General features: G+C 58.1%; 17 protein-coding genes. 8 read left to right on the top strand and 9 right to left on the bottom strand.

The window, feature by feature from the left end:
* Positions 1-13: 13 nt before the first annotated feature.
* The 4 genes from ACCD00_RS09130 to ACCD00_RS09115 are packed head-to-tail and all read left to right on the top strand — an operon-like array spanning position 14 to position 3,587.
* Positions 14-940, top strand: coding sequence for a metal ABC transporter substrate-binding protein (locus tag ACCD00_RS09130; RefSeq protein WP_413423780.1), 927 nt, complete (start codon positions 14-16; stop codon positions 938-940).
* On the top strand, positions 937-1,785 hold the full coding sequence (locus ACCD00_RS09125; RefSeq protein ID WP_413423778.1) for a metal ABC transporter ATP-binding protein: 849 nt from the start codon (positions 937-939) through the stop codon (positions 1,783-1,785). The genes ACCD00_RS09130 and ACCD00_RS09125 overlap by 4 nt, the downstream gene beginning before the upstream one ends.
* Positions 1,785-2,684: a metal ABC transporter permease gene (locus ACCD00_RS09120; protein ID WP_413423776.1), complete on the top strand. Its 900-nt coding sequence runs from the start codon at positions 1,785-1,787 to the stop codon at positions 2,682-2,684. Before ACCD00_RS09125 ends, ACCD00_RS09120 begins: the two co-directional genes overlap by 1 nt.
* On the top strand, positions 2,685-3,587 hold the full coding sequence (locus tag ACCD00_RS09115) for a metal ABC transporter substrate-binding protein (protein ID WP_413423774.1): 903 nt from the start codon (positions 2,685-2,687) through the stop codon (positions 3,585-3,587). It begins immediately after the preceding gene.
* Between the two features lie 201 nt (positions 3,588-3,788).
* Here ACCD00_RS09115 and ACCD00_RS09110 read toward each other — a convergent pair whose 3' ends face one another.
* The 4 genes from ACCD00_RS09110 to ACCD00_RS09095 all read right to left on the bottom strand — a co-directional run bounded on the left by ACCD00_RS09110 (position 3,789) and on the right by ACCD00_RS09095 (position 7,693).
* On the bottom strand, positions 3,789-4,016 hold the full coding sequence (locus tag ACCD00_RS09110) for an MbtH family protein (RefSeq protein WP_413423772.1): 228 nt from the start codon (positions 4,014-4,016) through the stop codon (positions 3,789-3,791).
* An 81-nt stretch (positions 4,017-4,097) separates the two neighbouring features.
* Positions 4,098-5,492 (bottom strand): aspartate aminotransferase family protein, encoded by a 1,395-nt coding sequence (locus ACCD00_RS09105; RefSeq protein ID WP_413423770.1) that lies wholly within the window; start codon positions 5,490-5,492, stop codon positions 4,098-4,100.
* Positions 5,493-5,690: 198 nt separating this feature from the next.
* Complete coding sequence (locus tag ACCD00_RS09100) at positions 5,691-7,016, bottom strand: ATP-binding protein (protein WP_413423768.1); 1,326 nt, start codon at positions 7,014-7,016, stop codon at positions 5,691-5,693.
* A complete protein-coding gene (locus ACCD00_RS09095; RefSeq protein WP_413423766.1) occupies positions 7,013-7,693 on the bottom strand; it encodes a response regulator in 681 nt (226 codons plus the stop codon). The genes ACCD00_RS09100 and ACCD00_RS09095 overlap by 4 nt, the downstream gene beginning before the upstream one ends.
* A gap of 154 nt (positions 7,694-7,847) precedes the next feature.
* Here ACCD00_RS09095 and dsbD point away from each other — a divergent pair, with 154 nt between their 5' ends.
* The 3 genes from dsbD to dsbG are packed head-to-tail and all read left to right on the top strand — an operon-like array spanning position 7,848 to position 11,181.
* Complete coding sequence (gene dsbD / locus ACCD00_RS09090) at positions 7,848-9,584, top strand: protein-disulfide reductase DsbD (RefSeq protein WP_413423764.1); 1,737 nt, start codon at positions 7,848-7,850, stop codon at positions 9,582-9,584.
* Positions 9,584-10,438 (top strand): prolipoprotein diacylglyceryl transferase family protein, encoded by an 855-nt coding sequence (locus tag ACCD00_RS09085; protein WP_413423762.1) that lies wholly within the window; start codon positions 9,584-9,586, stop codon positions 10,436-10,438. Before dsbD ends, ACCD00_RS09085 begins: the two co-directional genes overlap by 1 nt.
* Positions 10,414-11,181 carry a thiol:disulfide interchange protein DsbG gene (gene dsbG / locus ACCD00_RS09080; protein WP_413423760.1) on the top strand — a complete coding sequence of 256 codons (768 nt, stop codon included), beginning with the start codon at positions 10,414-10,416 and terminating at the stop codon, positions 11,179-11,181. The genes ACCD00_RS09085 and dsbG overlap by 25 nt, the downstream gene beginning before the upstream one ends.
* 173 nt (positions 11,182-11,354) lie before the next feature.
* Here dsbG and ACCD00_RS09075 read toward each other — a convergent pair whose 3' ends face one another.
* The 5 genes from ACCD00_RS09075 to ACCD00_RS09055 form a co-directional block, all read right to left on the bottom strand.
* Entirely contained in the window at positions 11,355-12,092 is a 738-nt protein-coding gene (locus ACCD00_RS09075) for a molecular chaperone (RefSeq protein ID WP_413423758.1), read from the bottom strand.
* Between the two features lie 58 nt (positions 12,093-12,150).
* Positions 12,151-13,374, bottom strand: coding sequence for a hypothetical protein (locus tag ACCD00_RS09070; protein WP_413423756.1), 1,224 nt, complete (start codon positions 13,372-13,374; stop codon positions 12,151-12,153).
* 50 nt (positions 13,375-13,424) lie between these two features.
* Complete coding sequence (locus ACCD00_RS09065; protein ID WP_413423754.1) at positions 13,425-15,947, bottom strand: TcfC E-set like domain-containing protein; 2,523 nt, start codon at positions 15,945-15,947, stop codon at positions 13,425-13,427.
* A gap of 108 nt (positions 15,948-16,055) precedes the next feature.
* A complete protein-coding gene (locus ACCD00_RS09060) occupies positions 16,056-16,553 on the bottom strand; it encodes a CS1 type fimbrial major subunit (protein ID WP_413423753.1) in 498 nt (165 codons plus the stop codon).
* A gap of 557 nt (positions 16,554-17,110) precedes the next feature.
* Entirely contained in the window at positions 17,111-17,965 is an 855-nt protein-coding gene (locus ACCD00_RS09055; protein WP_413423751.1) for a fibronectin type III domain-containing protein, read from the bottom strand.
* A 452-nt stretch (positions 17,966-18,417) separates the two neighbouring features.
* On the opposite strand from ACCD00_RS09055, the gene ACCD00_RS09050 reads away from it, so the two are divergent.
* A complete protein-coding gene (locus tag ACCD00_RS09050; RefSeq protein ID WP_413423749.1) occupies positions 18,418-18,744 on the top strand; it encodes a helix-turn-helix transcriptional regulator in 327 nt (108 codons plus the stop codon).
* Positions 18,745-18,812: the final 68 nt, after the last annotated feature.

Raw genomic sequence — 18,812 nt, 5'->3', positions numbered from 1 at the left:
AGACTGCTTTCCCATGCCTATTTCAACTCAACGCTCTTTCCTGCGACTGCTGCTGGCGGGCCTGCTGGCTTGCCTGCTGCCATCACTGGCCAGCGCCGATGAGGCCAAGCGCCTGCGCATCGGCATCACCCTGCACCCTTATTACAGTTATGTAGCGAACATCGTCGGCGACAAGGCTGACGTTGTGCCGCTGATTCCGGCCGGTTTCAACCCGCATGCCTACGAACCCCGCGCCGAAGACATCAAGCGCATCAGCGGGCTGGACGTGATCGTGCTCAACGGCGTCGGCCATGATGATTTCGCCGACCGCATGATCGCCGCCAGCGAAACCCCGAACGTCCCGGTGATCGAAGCCAACGAAAACGTGCCGCTGCTGGCTGCCACCGGCATTGCCGCACGCGGTGCCGGCAAAGTGGTGAACCCGCACACCTTCCTGTCGATCAGCGCCTCGATTGCGCAGGTCAACAACATCGCCCGGGAGCTGGGCAAGCTCGACCCGGCGAATGCCGGGACCTATACCGAAAACGCCCGCGCCTACGGCAAGCGCCTGCGCAAGATGCGCGCCGACGCCCTGGCCAAACTGACCCAGGCACCGAACGCCGAACTGCGGGTGGCCACGGTGCATGCGGCCTACGACTACCTGCTGCGTGAATTCGGCCTGGAAGTGACAGCCGTGGTCGAACCGGCCCATGGCATCGAACCGAGCCCGAGCCAGTTGAAAAAAACCATCGATCAACTGCGTGAGCTGGATGTGAAGGTGATCTTCTCGGAGATGGACTTTCCCTCCACTTACGTCGACACCATCCAGCGCGAATCCGGCGTGAAGTTGTATCCGCTGTCGCACATTTCCTACGGCGAATACGCCGCCGACAAGTACGAAAAAGAAATGACCGGCAACCTCGATACCGTGGTGCGGGCGATTCAGGAGTCGGGCGCATGACATCGAAAGAAACGTTCATCACCGCAAGCGCCGAATACCCTGTGGGAGCGGGCTTGCTCGCGAAGGCGTCCAGTCAGTCAACATTATCGTCAAATGACGCACCGCTTTCGCGAGCAAGCCCGCTCCCACAGGTTCCCGGGCCGACCCTGGATTTTGCCGAAGTCAGCCTGACGCTCGGGCGCACGACGATCCTCGACAACGTGACATTTCAAGTCCGGCCCGGCAGCGTGCACGCACTGGTCGGTCCCAACGGCGGCGGCAAGAGCTCGCTGATCAAGACCCTGCTCGGGCAAATGCCCCACCAGGGCCGCTTGAGCCTGCAGTGGCCGGGCGAACCCGGCACCATCGGCTACGTGCCGCAGGCGCTGGAGTTCGACCGGGGCTTGCCGATGACCGTCGACGACTTCATGGCCGCCATGTGCCAGCGCCGTCCGGCGTTTCTCGGTTTGAGCAAACACTACGCGGCGGCGATTGGCGAGGCTCTTGAACGGGTCGGCATGCAGGACAAGCGCAAGCGCCGCATGGGCGCGCTGTCCGGGGGCGAACGGCAACGGGTGTTGCTAGCCCAGGGTCTTATCCCGCCTCCGCAATTGCTAGTGCTCGACGAACCGATGTCCGCCCTCGATGAGGCCGGCATTCAGGTGTTCGAACGATTGCTCGGTGACTGGCGTGCGGCGGGTATCACCGTGCTGTGGATCGAGCACGATCTGGAAGCGGTCGGACGCCTGGCCGATCACGTCACCGGGCTCAATCGCCGGGTGCTGTTCGACGCCACGCCGCAACAGGCGCTGACACCGGAGCGTTTGTTGACGCTGTTCTCGACCCATCCCCGGAGCCTTGCCTGATGAGTTACGAAGCTTTTCGCCTGATGGTCCAGGGCTGGGCGTCGTCGGGTTATCTGCCCGAGGCGTTGGCCTATGGGTTCGTGGTCAACGCATTGCTCGCCGGACTGCTGATCGGCCCGGTGCTGGGAGGTCTGGGCACACTGGTGGTGGTCAAGCGCTTCGCGTTTTTCTCCGAAGCCGTCGGCCATGCCGCGTTGACCGGCGTGGCCATTGGCATCCTGCTTGGCGAACCCTACACCGGGCCTTACGGCAGCCTGTTCGGCTACTGCCTGCTGTTCGGCATCCTGCTCAACTACCTGCGCAACCGCACCGGCCTGGCGCCGGACACCTTGATCGGCGTGTTTCTCTCGGTGTCGCTGGCCCTGGGTGCGAGCCTGCTGTTGATTCTGGCGGGCAAGATCAACGTACACATTCTGGAAAACGTGCTGTTCGGCTCGGTGCTGACGGTCAACGGCAACGACCTGCTGGTACTGGCCATCGTGGGTTCGCTGGTAATGGCCCTGGCGTTGCCTTTGTACAACCGCATCATGCTCGCCAGCTTCAATCCGCAACTGGCAGCGGTGCGCGGGGTGGCGGTGAAGGTCCTGGATTATCTGTTCGTGATTCTGGTGACGTTGATCACCGTCGCCGCCGTGAAGGTCATCGGTGCGATTCTGGTCGGTGCCCTGCTGGTGATTCCGGCGGCAGCGGCACGCTTGCTCAGCCAATCGCTGAAGGATTTTTTCTGGTGTTCGGTGCTGATCGCCACCGTCAGCACGCTGTGCGGGATTCTCGCGCCGATAGTCTTCGACCTGCCAATCCCGTCCGGCGCCGCGATCATCCTCGTGGCCGGTATTGCCTTCGCTCTGGCCGCCCTTGCGCGCGGCGTCGTCCCCAGCCTGAAAGGGAACCTTGGATAAATGATTTTTTCACTGCGCCAACTGACCCTCGCCGTTGCCCTGTGCGGGTTGGCCGCCACGACCTTCGCCGCCGACAGCGGTAAACCGCTGCGTGTGCTGGCCGCCTTGCCGATTACTTATGGTCTCGGTGAAGTACTGCTCAAAGGCACCGACGTCAGCCTCGAACGCGCCGCGCCGGCCAACCTGCCCGGCAGTCGCCAGACCGCCTACTTCACCGGGCGTGGCGCCCCGGCGCTGGCCAAACTGGCGAACGATGCCGACGCGGTGATCGGCCTGCGCTCGCTGTGGCCGGATGACCCGCTGTACCCGATCTCCCGGCGCAGCAATATCCGTATCGTAGAGGTCGATGCCGCCCGCCCGGTGGATGGCGCCCTGCCCGGCATTGCCTTGCAGCCTGGCAACAAGGTCGACGGGCTGAACAGTCAGCCGTGGTTCTCCAGCAATAACATGGGGCGCATGGCCGATGTGATGGCCGCGGACCTGGTGCGCCTGGCCCCCGAGGCCAAGCCGAAAATCGACGCCAACCTGGCAGCCCTCAAGCAGCGTTTGCTCAAGCTCAGCGCCGACAGCGAAGCGCGCCTGGCCAATGCAGACAACCTCAGTGTGATGAGCCTCAGCGATCACTTCGGCTACCTGACCGGCAGTCTCAACCTGGAATTGATCGGCCAGGACGCACGCCCCGATGCCGAGTGGACACCTGAGGCGCTCAAGCAATTGGACACAACGCTCAAGGACAATGACGTGGCCGTGGTGCTGCATCACCGGCAGCCGTCGGATGCGCTGAAAGCGGTGATTGCCGGGTCGGGTAGCCGATTGGTGGTGTTGAGTACCGATGCCGAGGATCCGGTGGCGGAGCTGGAGGGGAATGTGGATCTGGTCATCAGGGGGTTGAACGGCGCGTAATCCTGTAGGAGCTGGCTTGCCAGCGATGGGCTCATAGGCACCGCGTTCATCCATCAAGTACTCGTCATCGTTAACGTCCATCGCTGGCAAGCCAGCTCCTACAGGTTCTGCGTCGCACACACATTTCCTGTGCACAAACTCCAGGCATGAAAAAGCCCGCTGACTGTCACCAGTCCAGCGGGCTTGTTTTTACGTCACGGCTCAGTGCGCCACAGCCGCCTGCTCGTCCATCTTCTGCCGCAGGCTCAATGGGCGCATGTCGGTCCAGGTTTCTTCGATGTAGGCCAGGCACTCCTTTTTCGGCCCGCTTTTACCCACGGTGCGCCAGCCTGGTGGCACGGCTTTGTAGTCGGGCCAGATCGAGTATTGCTCTTCGTGGTTGACCACGACCTGAAAGAGGATGTCCTCGCGGTCGAATACTGACGTCATGGTGTCTCTCCATCGTTTTCGGGCGGGCTGCGCTGTGTGCACAGCCGTCATGTAGAAGGAACGTTCCGCAGGGCGGAAAATTTAAAGACTGGCGGCGGCCAGAGCCCTGCCGAAAATCTCGGCCACGCGATCGATTTGCGCAGCGCTGATCACCAGTGGCGGCAGGAAGCGCACCACTGCACCATGGCGGCCACCGAGTTCCAGGATCAAGCCACGCTTGAGGCATTCGCGTTGCACCAGCGGTGCCAGGCGGGCGAAGGCCGGCGGATGACCCTGGGCATCCAGCGCTCCCGTCGGGTCGACCAGTTCGACGCCGAGCATCAAGCCACGCCCACGAATATCACCCAGTTGTGGGAAGTCCTGTTGCAGGATGCGCAGATGCTCGGCCAGGCGCTCGCCCATCGCGGCGGCATGCTCGCAGACTTTGTTTTCGACCAGATAACGCATCACCGCGCAACCGGCAGCCATGGCCATCTGGTTGCCACGGAACGTGCCCGCATGGGCACCCGGCAGCCAGGTGTCGAGCCAGTCGCGGTAGACCACCACCGCCAGCGGCAGGCTGCCGCCGATAGCCTTGGACATCACCACGACATCGGGAATGATCCCGGCATGCTCGAAGGCGAACATCTTGCCGGTGCGGGCGAATCCACTCTGGATTTCATCGACGATCAGCGCGACACCCGCCTGCTCGGTGATCCGCCGCACACCACGCAACCAGTCCAGATCCGCCGGGATCACCCCGCCCTCGCCCTGCACCACCTCCACGATCACCGCCGCCGGCAATTGCACGCCGGCCTCGGGATCGTTGAGCAGGTTTTCCAGGTAACTCAGGTTGGCTTTGACCCCTGCCGCACCGCCGAGCCCGAACGGGCAGCGGTAATCGTAAGGGTACGGCATGAACTGCACGCCGCTGCCGAGCAAGGCGCCCAGGGGCTTTTTCGGCCCCAGGCTGCCCATCAGGCTCAACGCGCCCTGACTCATGCCGTGATAACCACCCTGGAACGAGATCACGGTGCTACGACCGGTGGCGGTACGCACCAATTTCAGTGCGGCTTCCACGGCGTCGGTGCCCGTGGGGCCACAGAACTGGATCTTCGCTTCAGCGGCCAGGGCTGGCGGCAGCAGGCTGAACAGATCCTGGACGAACCGGTCCTTGACCGGTGTGGTCAAGTCCAGTGTGTGCAACGGCAGTTCATCGGCCAGCACTTGTTGAATGGCTTCGATCACCACCGGGTGGTTGTGCCCCAGGGCCAGGGTCCCGGCACCGGCCAGGCAGTCGATGAACGTGCGGCCTTCGACGTCTTCGACATATATGCCCTTGGCGCGCTTGAGCGCCAGGGGAATGCGTCGCGGATAGCTGCGGGCATTGGATTCCTGCCGGCTCTGACGAGCCAGCAGCGGTGATTCGTTGAATTGATAAAGCGTCTCGGCGGACGTCGCCGGCTGATCTTCGATAAGGCTGGTAGCGACTGACATCTCTCGACCCCTCAATAAGGTTTTCCTGTTCTGGAAACGCATCAGCGCTTGAGGGATTTAGGCGGTAACACGCAAACCTCTGTAGGAGCGAGCTCTGCTCGCGATGGACTCAAGAACACCGCGTGCATTCAGAAAGCACGCGTTATCGTTATCGACCATCGCGAGCGAGCTCGCTTCTACAGTGGTATGTGGTGTTTTTCAGACCGGTTGCAGCGGCATTGTCAGCTCAACCCGCAAGCCGTCCGGCCGGCTATCGAAATGCAACGTGCAGCCGCAACGCTGAACGATGGCCTGGACAATCGCCAGGCCCAGACCACAGCCTGTGCTCTGGCCGTTGCGCCAGAAGCGCTGGGTCAGGTGTTGCAAATCCTCTTCGGCAATCCCCGGCCCATGGTCGCGCACCACGAACTGCACACGATTGCCGGTGGTTTCCAGGCTTAATTCCACCGCTTTGTCGGCCGGGGTATGACGCAGCGCGTTGTCGAGCAAGTTGCGCAGTGCGGCAATCGACAGCACCGCTGGCATCTGCACAGGTGCAGCGGAGACTTTGCTCGGCAGCTGAAACCTGATGCGTTGACGATCGCCGCTCGCCGCGTCCTGGATCGCCAGTTTCGCCACTTGTTCGGCATTGCATTGCACACCGTCATCGAACGACAGGCTGCCCTCGACTCGCGCCAGCAACAGCAATTGTTCGAGGGTCCGGTGCATGCGGTCTGCGCCCTCTTCGGCCCGGGCCAGGGACTGATCCCGAGCGTTGCCGTCGGTCATCCGCGCCACTTGCAGGTGGGTCTTGATCGCCGTCAGCGGGCTGCGCAGTTCGTGGGCCGCGTCCCCGGTCAGGCGACGTTCGCGCTCGATGGTCTTGCCGATGCGCTGGAGCAACTGGTTCTGGGTTTCCAGCAAGGGTTGCAGCTCACTGGGCAATGGCTGGATCTGCAAGGGCTCGAGGGAGTCGGCGCTGCGGCGCATCAAGGCATCGCGCATGCGGTTGAGCGGCGCCAACCCCTGGCCGATGCCCAGCCATAGCAGGCACAGGCACCCGAGCAAAGCCACGCCGACCGGTACCGAAGCGGCCAGCAGGATCGACATGTTCAAGGCTTCACGCTCGATCTGCCGGTCGGCGGTGGTGATGCGCAGATCGCCCCGGGCCAACGTGAAACTGCGCCACGGCGCACCGTCGATCATCTGATCGTGAAAACCGAGTTTTTCGGCCTCCAGGGCCTGCTGCGGATCGGTGTGACTGCGGGCCAGGATTTCACCGCGCAGCGAGCTGACCTGGCACGCCATGCCACCCGGAATGTTCAGTTGTTCGGCGCTGAAGTGGGTGCCCTCGCCCTTGCTCGGCACGGGCGGCAGTTGCTCCATCAGGCCGGCGACCATGCGTGCCGACGCCACCAGGCGCTGGTCGAGGGAAAACATCATCTGATTGCGCAAATCGCTGAGCATCCAGGCCGCGGCCAGGGCCCAGATCAACGCAAATGCGGCGCCGAGCGTCAGGCTCAGGCGCAAACGCAGACTCATCACTTCGATTCTTCTCCGCCATCAGCCGGCCCCAGGCGATAACCCAGGCCGCGCACGGTCTCGACAATGCCGTTGCCGAGTTTACGCCGCAGGTGATGGATATGGACGTTGAGGGCGTTGCTTTCCAGCTCGTCGTTGAAACCGTAGACGCTGTCCTTGAGTTGCTCGGTGGACAGCACGCGGCCACGGTTGTGCAACAAGGCTTGCAGCAGCGACTGCTCGCGGCGTGACAAGTCCACCGGCCGCCCCGCGAGCGTGGTTTCGCGGCTGCTCGGGTCGTAGGTCAGGGCACCATGCTCGATCAGGTTGACGCTGCGGCCTGCCACCCGCCGCAACAGCGTGTGCAAGCGTGCCGCCAGTTCACGCAGGTCGAACGGTTTGAGCAGGTAATCATCGGCACCGGCTTGCAGGCCATCGACGCGGTCGGTGACCGAATCACGCGCGGTGAGGATCAACACCGGCAACTCCAGGCCTTGATGACGCAACTGTTGCAGCAGCTTGAGGCCATCTTCGTCCGGCAGGCCAAGGTCGAGCACCATGACGTCGAACTCCGCGACCTTGAGCATCGCCCGGGCGGCGGACGCCGTGGCGACGTGTTCCACGGTCAGGCCCTGGGCGGTCAGGCCGGCGACAATGCCGCTGGCAATCAGCTCATCGTCTTCGCAAACCAGTACGTGCATGGGGAGCCTCGTAGAAATAAAGCTGATTAAGCCGTTGACCGATTAAGCCGACATTATGCCGCAGGCGCCACCGCTACAAGGCCGGGACGGTTAATCATCGGTTAATCGCCACCCGCCACTGTGCACCTCAATAGCACAGGGCAAAGGCTTATCCATGCATCGTCTGTTTTTACTTTTTACCCTCATGATCGCTGGCCTGGCCCAGGCGGGAACCAATCCATTCGATAGCAAACCCGAGTTTCTCCCGGTCGATAAAGCGTTCGCGTTTACCTCTGAACGCCTGGAGTCCGGTGAAACCCAGCTCTTTTGGCAGATCACCGACGGCTATTACCTGTACCAGAAACGTTTGAAATTCGACGGTTTGCCTGTCGCGCAGCATCCCGCGCTACCGGAAGGTGAAGCCCACAGCGACGAGTTTTTCGGTGAACAGCAGATCTATCGCCAGGGTCTTGAACTGAAGATCCCGGCCGGTGCCAGCGGTACGGTCAAGGTCAGTTACCAGGGTTGTGCCGATGCCGGATTGTGTTATCCGCCGCAGACGCAGGTCGTCGATCTGGGTGGCAAAGCGGTCACCGTTGCGGCAAACGAAGCACCGGACCAGGCATTGGCCAGCGACCTGCAACAACGGGCGCTGGGCTGGAGCCTTCTGGTGTTCTTCGGCCTTGGCCTGTTGCTGGCCTTCACGCCATGTTCGTTACCGATGTTGCCGATTCTGGCCGGGTTGATCGTCGGCAGCGGCGCCACGCCCAAACGCGGATTCGCCCTGGCCAGCAGCTACGTGGTCAGCATGGCGCTGGTGTATGCGGCGATGGGTGTCCTGGCTGCCTCCCTCGGGGCGAACCTGCAAGCCTGGTTGCAGAACCCCTGGCTGCTGGGCAGTTTCGCGGCGATTTTCGTGCTGCTGGCGCTGCCGATGTTCGGCTACTTCGAACTGCAACTGCCGGTGGCCGTGCGCGATCGCCTGGAAAACGTCTCGCGCAATCAACGCGGCGGCAGTCTGATCGGCGCCGGAGTGCTGGGCGCCCTGTCCGGCCTGCTGGTCGGCCCGTGCATGACCGCACCGCTGGCCGGCGCCCTGCTCTACATCGCGCAAAGCGGTAACGCGCTGCATGGCGGATTGATTCTGTTCGCCATGGGCATCGGTATCGGCGTGCCGCTGCTGTTGCTGGTGACCGTCGGAAATCGCTTCATGCCCAAACCCGGTGCCTGGATGAACCTGGTCAAAGGCATCTTCGGCTTCCTGTTCCTCGCCACCGCGTTGCTGATGCTGCGCCCGGTGCTGGACGAATCGCTGTGGGTTGGCTTGTGCGGTGCGCTGCTGTTGATAGCGGCCTACAGCGCCTGGAAACAGTCGGAAGGTTTCGGCCGTATCGCGCACCTGTTTGGCGCCAGTTCGTTGCTGCTCGGATTGTGGGGCAGCCTGCTGGTGATCGGGGCGGCCGGTGGCAGTGACGATCCGTTCAAGCCGTTGCAGGTCTTCCGTGCCTCGAACCAGGCGGTGGCTGCCGTGTCTGTTGGCCACGATGCCTTCACCACCATCAAGGATCCACAGGCACTGCAACGGGAACTCGACGCCGCACAGGCTCAAGGCCAGTGGGTGCTGCTGGACTACTACGCCGACTGGTGCGTGTCGTGCAAGGTCATGGAAAAGCAGGTGTTCGGCAAAGCCAATGTCCTGCAAGCCCTGAACGACGTGCGCTTGCTCCGACTGGATGTGACCGCCGACAATGCCGCCAGCCGCGAACTGCTCGGCCGTTACAAAGTGCCAGGGCCACCGAGCCTGCTGTGGATTGGCGCTGACGGTGAAGAGCGGCGCAGCCAGCGCATCACCGGCGAGGTCGATGCCGATACCTTCCTGCAACGCTGGACCAACACCCGAGACGCCCATTAATGCTGACCTTCACCCTCGGCACCTTTGCCATCGCGCTTAATCATCTGCTACTGATCAGTGCGCTGGCGCTGGCCACGTTTGTCGGCTGGCGGGTGGCCAAGCGTGGCGGCGACAACCCCGAGTCGGTGCTATTCAGCCTGTTTCTAATGGGCATGCTGGCGGCGCGAATCGGTTTCGTGGCGGCCTATTGGGCGCACTATCACAACGATCCGTGGCAGATCATCGACCTGCGCGATGGCGGTTTCCTCGCCTGGCCGGGGGTGATTGTCGTTTTGCTCGCCACACTTTATCGCGGCTGGCGTCGCCCGGGTTTGCGCCGACCATTGGGCTTTGGCGTGGCCAGTGGCCTGGCGTTCTGGTTGTTGGCGACGTTCTCCCTGTCGATTTATGAACAAGGCACACGCCTGCCGGAAATCGCCCTGCGCAATGCCGCCGGCGAAACCGTGCAATTGACCGACTACAAGGGCGGCCCGTTGGTGATCAACCTCTGGGCCACCTGGTGCCCGCCGTGCCGCCGGGAAATGCCGGTGCTGGAAAACGCCCAGCAACACCGGCCGGACCTGACGTTCCTGTTCGTCAATCAGGCGGAAAGCATGCAAAGCGTCGCGACCTTCCTCGAAACCCAGGGCCTGAGCCTGTCCAACGTGCTGTTCGACGGCGGTGGACGTCTGAGCCAGGCCGTCGGTTCCATGGCATTGCCGACTACGCTGTTCTACAGCCCCGAAGGTCGCCTGCTGGGCAGCCATCTGGGCGAGTTGTCGGACGCCAGCCTGGCCCGCGCACTGGAAAACTTCGACACTGTACCCGCCACCTCTTCAAGGAAATTGCCATGCCCCGCCTCCGCCACCTGCTGACCCTGAGCCTCGGCGCCGCCCTGCTGCACCTGCCATCGGTGCAGGCTGAAGAGTTGCCCGATGCGATCAAGAAAATCGAGGCCAAGGGCGCGAAAATCGTCGGTCAGTTCGACGCCCCCGACGGCTTGCGCGGTTATGCCGCGCAATACCAGAGCCGCGGCATGGCGCTGTACCTGACCCCGGATGGCAAACACGTGTTGCTGGGCAATTTGTATGACGCCGAGGGCAATGACCTGAGCAGCGCGCCATTGCAGAAACTGGTGTACGCACCGATGGCCAAGGAAGTCTGGGCCAAGTTCGAAACAAGCAACTGGATCGGTGACGGCAAGAAGGATGCGCCGCGCGTGGTGTACCTGTTCAGTGACCCGAACTGCCCGTACTGCAACATGTTCTGGGAACAGGCGCGGCCGTGGGTCAAGGCCGGCAAGGTGCAGTTGCGCCACATCATGGTGGGCATCATCCGCGAAGACAGCCCGGGGAAATCCGCCGCACTGCTCGCGGCCAAAGACCCGGAAAAAGCCCTGCAGGACCACGAAGCCGCTGGCAAGGGCAGCTCGCTCAAGGCCCTGAAGGAAGTGCCACCAGTGATTCAGGCAAAACTCGCGGCCAACATGCAGTTGATGGAAGATCTGGAGCTGCAGGCGACACCGGCGATTTTCTACATGGACGACAAGGGTAATCTGCAACAGCAGCAAGGTGCGCCGTCGCCGGACAAGCTGGTGAAGATTCTCGGACCGAAATGACGCTGCTTGATCCGCACAGGTTGAGCGGCCACATGAACTGGTAATCAGACCCCGAAAGCAAGCGTGGCCACAGTCAAAATGACAGTGGCCACGCAAAACGAACTATCCCACCGCTAATCCATGTCCCACTTGCCTGCACGTCTGGTTTGGGAAACATGACTCATGAGCGCTAACTACCTCCTCACTACCACAGGTGTATTCTTTTCGTCTTCGATCAGGTTGTAGCGATAGACTCGACCCGCTTGTTTTTCGAACGCGAAATCATTACCTGGAATCAAGTGTACTTTTTTGGTCGGCTTGCAATCATCTTCATTCTTGGCCGCACAGTCCTTGAAGGAGTCGATTACGACGACGCTATTGCCATTGTTTTTCAACTGGTAGCGATCAGCAGTGTTGTCTATTTTGGTATCAAAACGGGTATTGGCCGGACGAACGAAAAACACCATGCCATAACCGGCCATTACGTTGAAACCGGCAGACATGTCTTTTTCATAAATTTCACGCTCAGTGTCCGAGACGGCAAACTTGTCTTCTTTTTCGGGGACGACGGGTAAAAATCGAACCCGAAAATACCGCTCTTTACTACGATCACCGGTATAGAGCAGACGTGTTCCCTGGGTACCCTTGGCTGGCACGATTAGTCGGGCCGGGCTGGCAACCAGACCATCACGGGTACTGCCTTCGACAATCTTCAAGGGCTCTTCACGGGAGTCGGCATTTTTTTCGTAAAAAATCTCCTTGATCTCGATTTTGACAAATGCCGTCGACGTTCCGCCATTATGAATTCGCTTTAAAAAGCTACTCTGATTAGCGCCCATAAAATCATAGAACGTACCAATTTGCAGACTGGGTCCGGCTTGAGCGCACATACTGAATAAAAGTGTGCACAGCGACATATAAATATATTTCATGAGAAAAGCCTCGCACTGTAAAATCAGCCTGAGTAAGCCTCAGGCTTTGCTACTGCTATTAGATATCCGAATCGAAAGTCACATAGACGGTTCCACGATAACGGCTGCCGGATTGCATATCCTTCACTGAATCTTGCGGCACTTCAAAGTGCAACAGGCTGGGCGATTGATTGGGCGAGCCTGTAGCCTTTATATTTTTCAAGCCCTCGCCACCCAATATCAGCGGACGCCGCTCTATTGGCCGGCCCGTATCATCCACCCAGGGACTTGGCAGGCTGACACTGATGTCGACCGGTACTTGATGTGAACCGTTAGAGATCAAACAAGTATCAATTCCCAGACGCTCGCAACTGAGATCCATTTTGAACGGCGCGGAACTCAGAATGAAAAACCGCAGGTCTCCCAATAACTTCTCGGGTTTTCGCCCGTGGGTGATCCACTCCATCCAGCCGCCCTTGGGTGTCAGGTAGACCCGGTCGGCGGACATTTCGACTTTCACGTCTTGTTTTACCGCCAGGTTCAAATTGAATGTCATTGAAGGGTCATTGGCATTCAGATTGCCCATATCGAAGTCGCTACCCATGGAATAGGTATACGACCCCTGATAGTTACCAGTCATTAATTTTTCCGGTCGAACAGCCCGCAACTCGTAGTGCACGTCAAGTCTTTGCAAGGAAATGCCTGGGACTTCAAATTTTGGCCTCCTTGGGCAGGAGGTAACGTGCTCAGGTGTCAACCAGAAGGCGGTAAAATCCGTTCCATTGGCATCCGCACCTTGGGAGGTACCGTTCACTCCCAGGCAAGGAGCAATTGCTTCAGCCCATGAGGGAGACCAGAGAAAAGCATGATAATCAAACACCGGAAAACCTATCGGCATGCCCGTTATTTCTTGCGCTTTTTTACTCAAGCGATAACGGGTTCCCACTCCGGCAATGCGAATTTGAATCTCTGCCGTTTCGCCAGGAATACTCGAATGAGAAACAGTAAATGTGCGCCATCTCGCCGGAAAACCAAACGGGATCGCTTGATCAACGGGAATGCTCCCTGACGACTGGAAACTGATGTTAAAGCTGTCGCTTCGAATCTTTCTGCTGTTACATTCAGCAGGAAACTCCGTACAGTATCCGGTAACTGGAGTGTTATTGATAATCTGCGCGCTTCCCGGATTACTCGGATCCGGCCTTATTTCGGCCTGGACCTCCAATACAGCGGCATTGGATAAACCTGCATAAAACCCGCCGAGTGCCGATACCAACACCAGGCGGCTCATTAACTTGTTCATTTGACTGTCCTGTGTACGCCATGTTCTGACTGCTGTTCGATAAGTGCCTGTCAACTGGCTTTCTCAGACTTATAAGCAGCTTCGGCCAAGGTGTCGGGATGACACCGCAGATCCCCTACCATCAGCACATCATTCTCTCGACGCTGGGAGGCCGGATCGAGCCTGAACTGGCATAACAACTGACTGTCGTGCCGCACTTCGAGTGTAGGAGAGTTCTCGCTAAGTTCCATGGAGAAGAACCCATCGACTTCGCTGACGCCACGACTGGCGTGGTTGATAACGTGATGGCCTTTCAAAGGCTTTCCACCCGCATCCAGCAGGCGCCCCATCACCGTCACGGTCTTCAGGATACGCACCTGGCGATAATCCACCCCACCCTTGTTCAAGTGATAGGTCGTACGCGCAGGCTGGATTGCCGCCGCAGGGACATCAGTCCCGTTGAAATCAAAATTGACCGTGCCGTTCTTGTACGCTGAAACAGGAATGAAGTTTCGTCCTGGCCGCAACGAGGCATGGGTGCCGGAAAAATCGTCGGCCCGCAGCTGGATATCATCCACGTCGCTCTCGACATCAATGATCATTCCCGCCTCCCCGTTAGTCGCCTGGCTGCTCAAGACCACGTTTTTGCCACTGACGGCCAGGGTGCTGTCCAGATTCAGGCCTCCACTGATCTGACCGTTGAAGGAAGAACGTTGCGCATGCATCGAGCCGTTGACCTGGTCAGTCTTGAAATCCGCCGTGCCCGCCTGACCTGTCCCGTACACATCCTTGCTGACGGTTGCAGAAACACTTTGCAGAACGTGATCCTTGAGGTCGCGGCGATAGGTCACGGACGCATTGGCATCCCGCCCACCGTCACGCGATGTGCGCGAACCGACGCTTCCGGACACTTGATGACCGTCCGCCCCCAGCGCCAGGCGCAGGCTGATATCGATCCCGCGATTGCGCTGGTCAGCAGTGCCAACCGTGCCTGGTCGATCAAACAACGACACGCGCCAGTCAGCGTTATTGCCGAACAACTGGGCGTTGCGGCTCCAACTCAGGTCGAGGCCCAAGCCTTCGGAATACCCCTGGCTTTGAGAGACTTGCGCGCTGACCGAGCTCTTGCTGTTCAAACGCTGATTCAAAGACAGCGACGTATTGCTGGTTTGACCGTTGTACGTGTTGCGTTGACGGATGTGTGTCCCGTCTGGCAGCACTTCGTAACTGTTGCGGGTATCCAGCCAGCTACGCTGGTGACGCAACACCACACTGCCGCCGTCGTAGTGATGCACACCTTGCACCTCGACCCCCGTGCCTTCGCCCTTGGTCTGGGAGAGGCTGCTGTAAAGGGACGTTTTCTCGCCCACCGTCCATTCGGCGGAGGTGCCCAACTGCATCTGCTCCTTGACCTGACGAGCGGAAAGCCCCAGGACAATTCGCGGATGCAGAAGGAAATTAAAGGCAGCCCCCGCCGTCATGTCGCCGTCATCGCGCTCCTGCCAATTACTCAGTAATTTGGATTCGCGACCGGCAAACAGGTTGTAGCGCCAGCGATTTTCCGGGTTGCGCCAATTGGTGGGCTTATAAACAAGCTCCGGAGTGGTAGTAATCACTTGACCGTCCTCGACCAGGCGTACTTCCACTTCGTAAATTCCGCCCGGCAACGGTCGCGTGTCGAGGGTCTGAAGGCCGCTCGCCACCTGCTGACTGTTGATCAACACGCCGTTGCGATAGATTTCCACCATCGCTTGTCGATTGGCGGTCACCGTTATGGGATAGAGACTGGGTTTGACGTTGTCGACCGCCAGGCTATCCGAACTGCCGTACATCATTCCCATTACCGTATCGGGACCAAGCCCCATTGTGCGTGCTGGTCGCGTCAGACCTTGGGCACTGGGCGTAAAGTACCCGGCACGGATGAAAGTACCCTCCAGTTCGCGCTGCATATGCAACTCATAAACAGCATGCTTGATGCCGGTATCTACCCCGGACATGCGCGAAAGTTGAGCATTGAACGTGTTAGTCCAGTTGCCCAGGCTCGCACTTGCCTCCAGGCCATATCGACCGGCCATGTTCTGCTGCTGACCGCCGCTGACATTCAGCTGATTGCGCACAATCAGACCAAGGCTGCCGCCCTCGGGTTGATCGTGAAACAATCGGGTTTGCGGGTCGCGCTCGGCGTTAGCCGTCACCAGCGACACCATGGAATCTTCAAGGCTGTAGTGAACCGACAGCAACTGCCGGGGGCATCCGCTTTTACATGCGCCCAGCGCAACACCCGGAGTCAGGAAAGCGGACCACTCGTCTCGCTCACTGGAGGTCAGGTCACTGTTCCGAGTATCGGTGAAGTTGATCAATGTCACGCGCTCATCACGACTTAACAGGATCATGGCTTCGCCCAGAAACTGTTGGTCGACTTCGATTCGAACCGCGACTGGGACATCAAAAAAGAATTCATGAAAATCCGCAGGCAAGCCTTCAGCCTGCTGAAGCAAACTAACAGACTTATCCGCTGGTCTGGTTTCATTGGCGAGCGCGCCTGCGCAAACAATAAGCGCAAGCGCTCCCGCGATAGGAGTCTTCGAAAACATGGAAACGTATCTCAAGTTAGCGCTTGCGAGTGCAAGAAAGAGTGTGGCCAACTTTACTCGTCGGCCACACAGACAACACAGTGATAGCTGGAACTTAACCAGCAAACGTTATGGCGCGTCGAACATCACACGAACGATACCGGCGTAGTTACCTTCTTTATAGCCAGCGCCTGGTTTGACCGGGGTAATTTGCATAGGCGCAATGATTTCAGTCACTGCAGCATCAGCATTAACAACATCTACGGCAGTATCTTTTACCAATGCAATATTATTAAAACGAACCTGCAAATCGATAGTCTCTCCACCGGAGGTCATGCCAACCGGATCCAGCAACGTTGCCTTGATGGCCGGGTTACCAGTCCCACCGACAGCAGCACTTTTTGCCTTGAAATCACGGCTGATGCCTTCCAGTTCAGAAGTAGTGTCATTCCATACCAGGCGCTGCGGCTGAGTAACAGTGCCGTGATCTACTGGCTGCACATAAAAATCGGTGCTCGGCACGTCAGCAATCACCTGGATATCGTGAGTCTGAGGAACAGCCAGTGCAGCGGAAGAAGCAAAAGCCAGGGCAAGCACAGAAGAAGACATCGCAATTTTCTTGAACATTAAATTCACCATCTTTTAGAACATCTAAGTAATAGTGCAAGCTTCAGCCAAGCTGACGAAAGTCCGGCACTGGGTTGTTGATCAAGCAATGACGAAATGAGTCGTTGCGTTTGAACGGCGCACATCTTCGCGCTTTCTGTAGGACCGGTATGCAAGAACAATCTGCAGTATCTGTAGGATTTATCCCGCACCCCTGAAACAGAAATGCAGTCATTTCCTATCGTTTGCAGGAATCATTTTTTTGAAATGACTGGCCAGACCCAGCTGTCTAAAACCGTATTTTCAGGACGTAGGGAGTCATCAGGATGTGGAAAACGGAACCGTAAGCGTGCGCATGGCCGGTGGCAACGGATAAGGGATAGGGTGTTGGCAGCCTGTGTTGACGAAACAGTCAGTCGGCCGTTTACGGAAGTCAGGCTGAAATGGACAGATCACATGGGTGAGTGCCACCCGGAAAATCCTCTCGTGATGAAGCCTGTGCTACGCACATAAAAAAGTCCCGATGCAAGGCATCGGGACTTTTTTATGCACACATAGTCAGCGACACAGGGAAACGACTATTTCCTCTGAAGGGAAACACCCAGTGCCGGATATTGAATGGTCACCCTCTCCGACTTATGACCGGTTTTATCGGAGGCCGTCACTCCAAATTCATATCGCTGCCCCGGTTGCAATCCGGTAATGGCAAACTCCGTTTCCTTTGTCGTCCCCAATTGAGTACCCTGGCCCTGATCAATTGTATAAGTAATATCACCGGAACTGTCGTACGACTCCTCCCAACTCAATATCAGGCCTAGATTGCTGGTACGCAAATTCGTAGGGGCTGTGGGTGCGGTTTCGTCCTTGATGGGGACGGTTATACAATGAGGCTCAGAAAAATAAAACTCATCATCAAAGGTACGTATGCAGTAAACATGGTCCTTTCCCTGCTGAGGATTTTTATCTGTATAGGGGGGGCGTGAAGGCGTATCGAGCAAAACCCCGTCTCGTCGTATTTCATAACCAGGCTGGCCACCATCTACTACCCCTGCATCCCAATAAAAAGATACTTCTGTGGGCGTTTGACCAAATGCTTCAAAAAATGTTGGTGCAACCGGAACTTCTCTAACGGCCGTACGTGCGTGGATCAAGATCGGCTTAGTCGACTTCCCACCGGCACTTTCTCCGCTGAGAAAATAAGAATATTCGGTATTTGACTTAAGCGAAGAGTGAGTAAATGCAGTATCTGGCCCTTCATAAACTGTTCCACCTGGGTTCCCGTTTGCGGAAGTAAGAAGATACTTTACTACACCTTCGCGCTTCTCCCACGACAGCCCGATAGTGTTTCTTGACTCATATTCAACTTTATAGGAAAGATGTGACTCATCGAAATCCAAGGAAAGAACTGACTCATCGAAACATGGCTTATTCATTTACCATCTCCACCAGAAGTAATTTTACAATCACAGTGTTTTCCATAAAAACACTCCGCACCTGTATTAATCCATAAAAAAATCTGCCAGCACACTAACAGAACTGCTAGGACACCATACAAATCACTTCCAGCTCGCGTAAATCCTTTACTTTTCACCAACTTAACACTTATCCCTCCATCAGCATCAACTTACTGACAACAGTTTCATCGCAACTTTTTTCAATTCGCACCCAACACAATAAAAAATTTTAATTCTCAACTAAAAACAAGACAAAACACTATCCACTCAGTCAGCACACACTCCCCTCCACTTACACCCGCAACCAGCCTACGAAAAAAGCGCACCGACCTGTTATTTCTTACAGGTTCCAACGACGCTGAATCGCGCTATAAAAGACTCCTGGAGTTACTCACTGCCCTCCGGGGCGCCCCTACCCCGGGAGACCAGCCATGTACACTGCGAGCCCAACCCAATTCCAACCCGGGACGCTACCTGCCAAGCCCCACAGCTATGCGGATACAGCTCAAATCCCGCCGAACCTCTCTGCCAAAGAGCAGGAAATCCTGAAGTGGTGTGCCATTGGCAAATCGTCCTGGGAGATCGGGCGGATCCTCAATTGCTCTGAGGCAGGAGTGAACTATCACTTTTGCAATATCCGCCGAAAATTCGGCGTCAGCTCGCGCTGGCTGGCACTGATCAAAGCGCTGGAAATGGGAATGATCCATTTGGAGGGAGAGGCCGAACTTCATCCAGCGGTTGCACAGATAACTCGATGAGCGTCGAAAAGGTTGTAGCGCCCTGCTGAAGGGGCAAAGCGAATACCAGCCAAAAGTCAGTTGAGGGT

Source organism: Pseudomonas sp. Pseusp3 (assembly GCF_047304225.1).
GTDB classification, from domain to species: domain Bacteria; phylum Pseudomonadota; class Gammaproteobacteria; order Pseudomonadales; family Pseudomonadaceae; genus Aquipseudomonas; species Aquipseudomonas fluorescens_CD.
This window is presented reverse-complemented; position numbering and strand designations above follow the sequence as displayed.

Bases quoted from the DNA above. Each gene is read 5' to 3' on its own strand.
- ACCD00_RS09115 (WP_413423774.1), top strand. From the start codon at position 2,685: ATGATTTTTTCACTGCGCCAACTGACCCTCGCCGTTGCCCTGTGCGGG.
- dsbG (WP_413423760.1), top strand. From the start codon at position 10,414: ATGCCCCGCCTCCGCCACCTGCTGACCCTGAGCCTCGGCGCCGCCCTG.
- ACCD00_RS09075 (WP_413423758.1), bottom strand. From the start codon at position 12,092: ATGAAATATATTTATATGTCGCTGTGCACACTTTTATTCAGTATGTGC.
- ACCD00_RS09065 (WP_413423754.1), bottom strand. From the start codon at position 15,947: ATGTTTTCGAAGACTCCTATCGCGGGAGCGCTTGCGCTTATTGTTTGC.
- ACCD00_RS09105 (WP_413423770.1), bottom strand. From the start codon at position 5,492: ATGTCAGTCGCTACCAGCCTTATCGAAGATCAGCCGGCGACGTCCGCC.
- ACCD00_RS09070 (WP_413423756.1), bottom strand. From the start codon at position 13,374: ATGAACAAGTTAATGAGCCGCCTGGTGTTGGTATCGGCACTCGGCGGG.
- ACCD00_RS09060 (WP_413423753.1), bottom strand. From the start codon at position 16,553: ATGTTCAAGAAAATTGCGATGTCTTCTTCTGTGCTTGCCCTGGCTTTT.
- ACCD00_RS09120 (WP_413423776.1), top strand. From the start codon at position 1,785: ATGAGTTACGAAGCTTTTCGCCTGATGGTCCAGGGCTGGGCGTCGTCG.
- ACCD00_RS09055 (WP_413423751.1), bottom strand. From the start codon at position 17,965: ATGAATAAGCCATGTTTCGATGAGTCAGTTCTTTCCTTGGATTTCGAT.
- ACCD00_RS09085 (WP_413423762.1), top strand. From the start codon at position 9,584: ATGCTGACCTTCACCCTCGGCACCTTTGCCATCGCGCTTAATCATCTG.
- ACCD00_RS09110 (WP_413423772.1), bottom strand. From the start codon at position 4,016: ATGACGTCAGTATTCGACCGCGAGGACATCCTCTTTCAGGTCGTGGTC.
- ACCD00_RS09130 (WP_413423780.1), top strand. From the start codon at position 14: ATGCCTATTTCAACTCAACGCTCTTTCCTGCGACTGCTGCTGGCGGGC.
- ACCD00_RS09095 (WP_413423766.1), bottom strand. From the start codon at position 7,693: ATGCACGTACTGGTTTGCGAAGACGATGAGCTGATTGCCAGCGGCATT.
- ACCD00_RS09125 (WP_413423778.1), top strand. From the start codon at position 937: ATGACATCGAAAGAAACGTTCATCACCGCAAGCGCCGAATACCCTGTG.
- ACCD00_RS09050 (WP_413423749.1), top strand. From the start codon at position 18,418: ATGTACACTGCGAGCCCAACCCAATTCCAACCCGGGACGCTACCTGCC.
- dsbD (WP_413423764.1), top strand. From the start codon at position 7,848: ATGCATCGTCTGTTTTTACTTTTTACCCTCATGATCGCTGGCCTGGCC.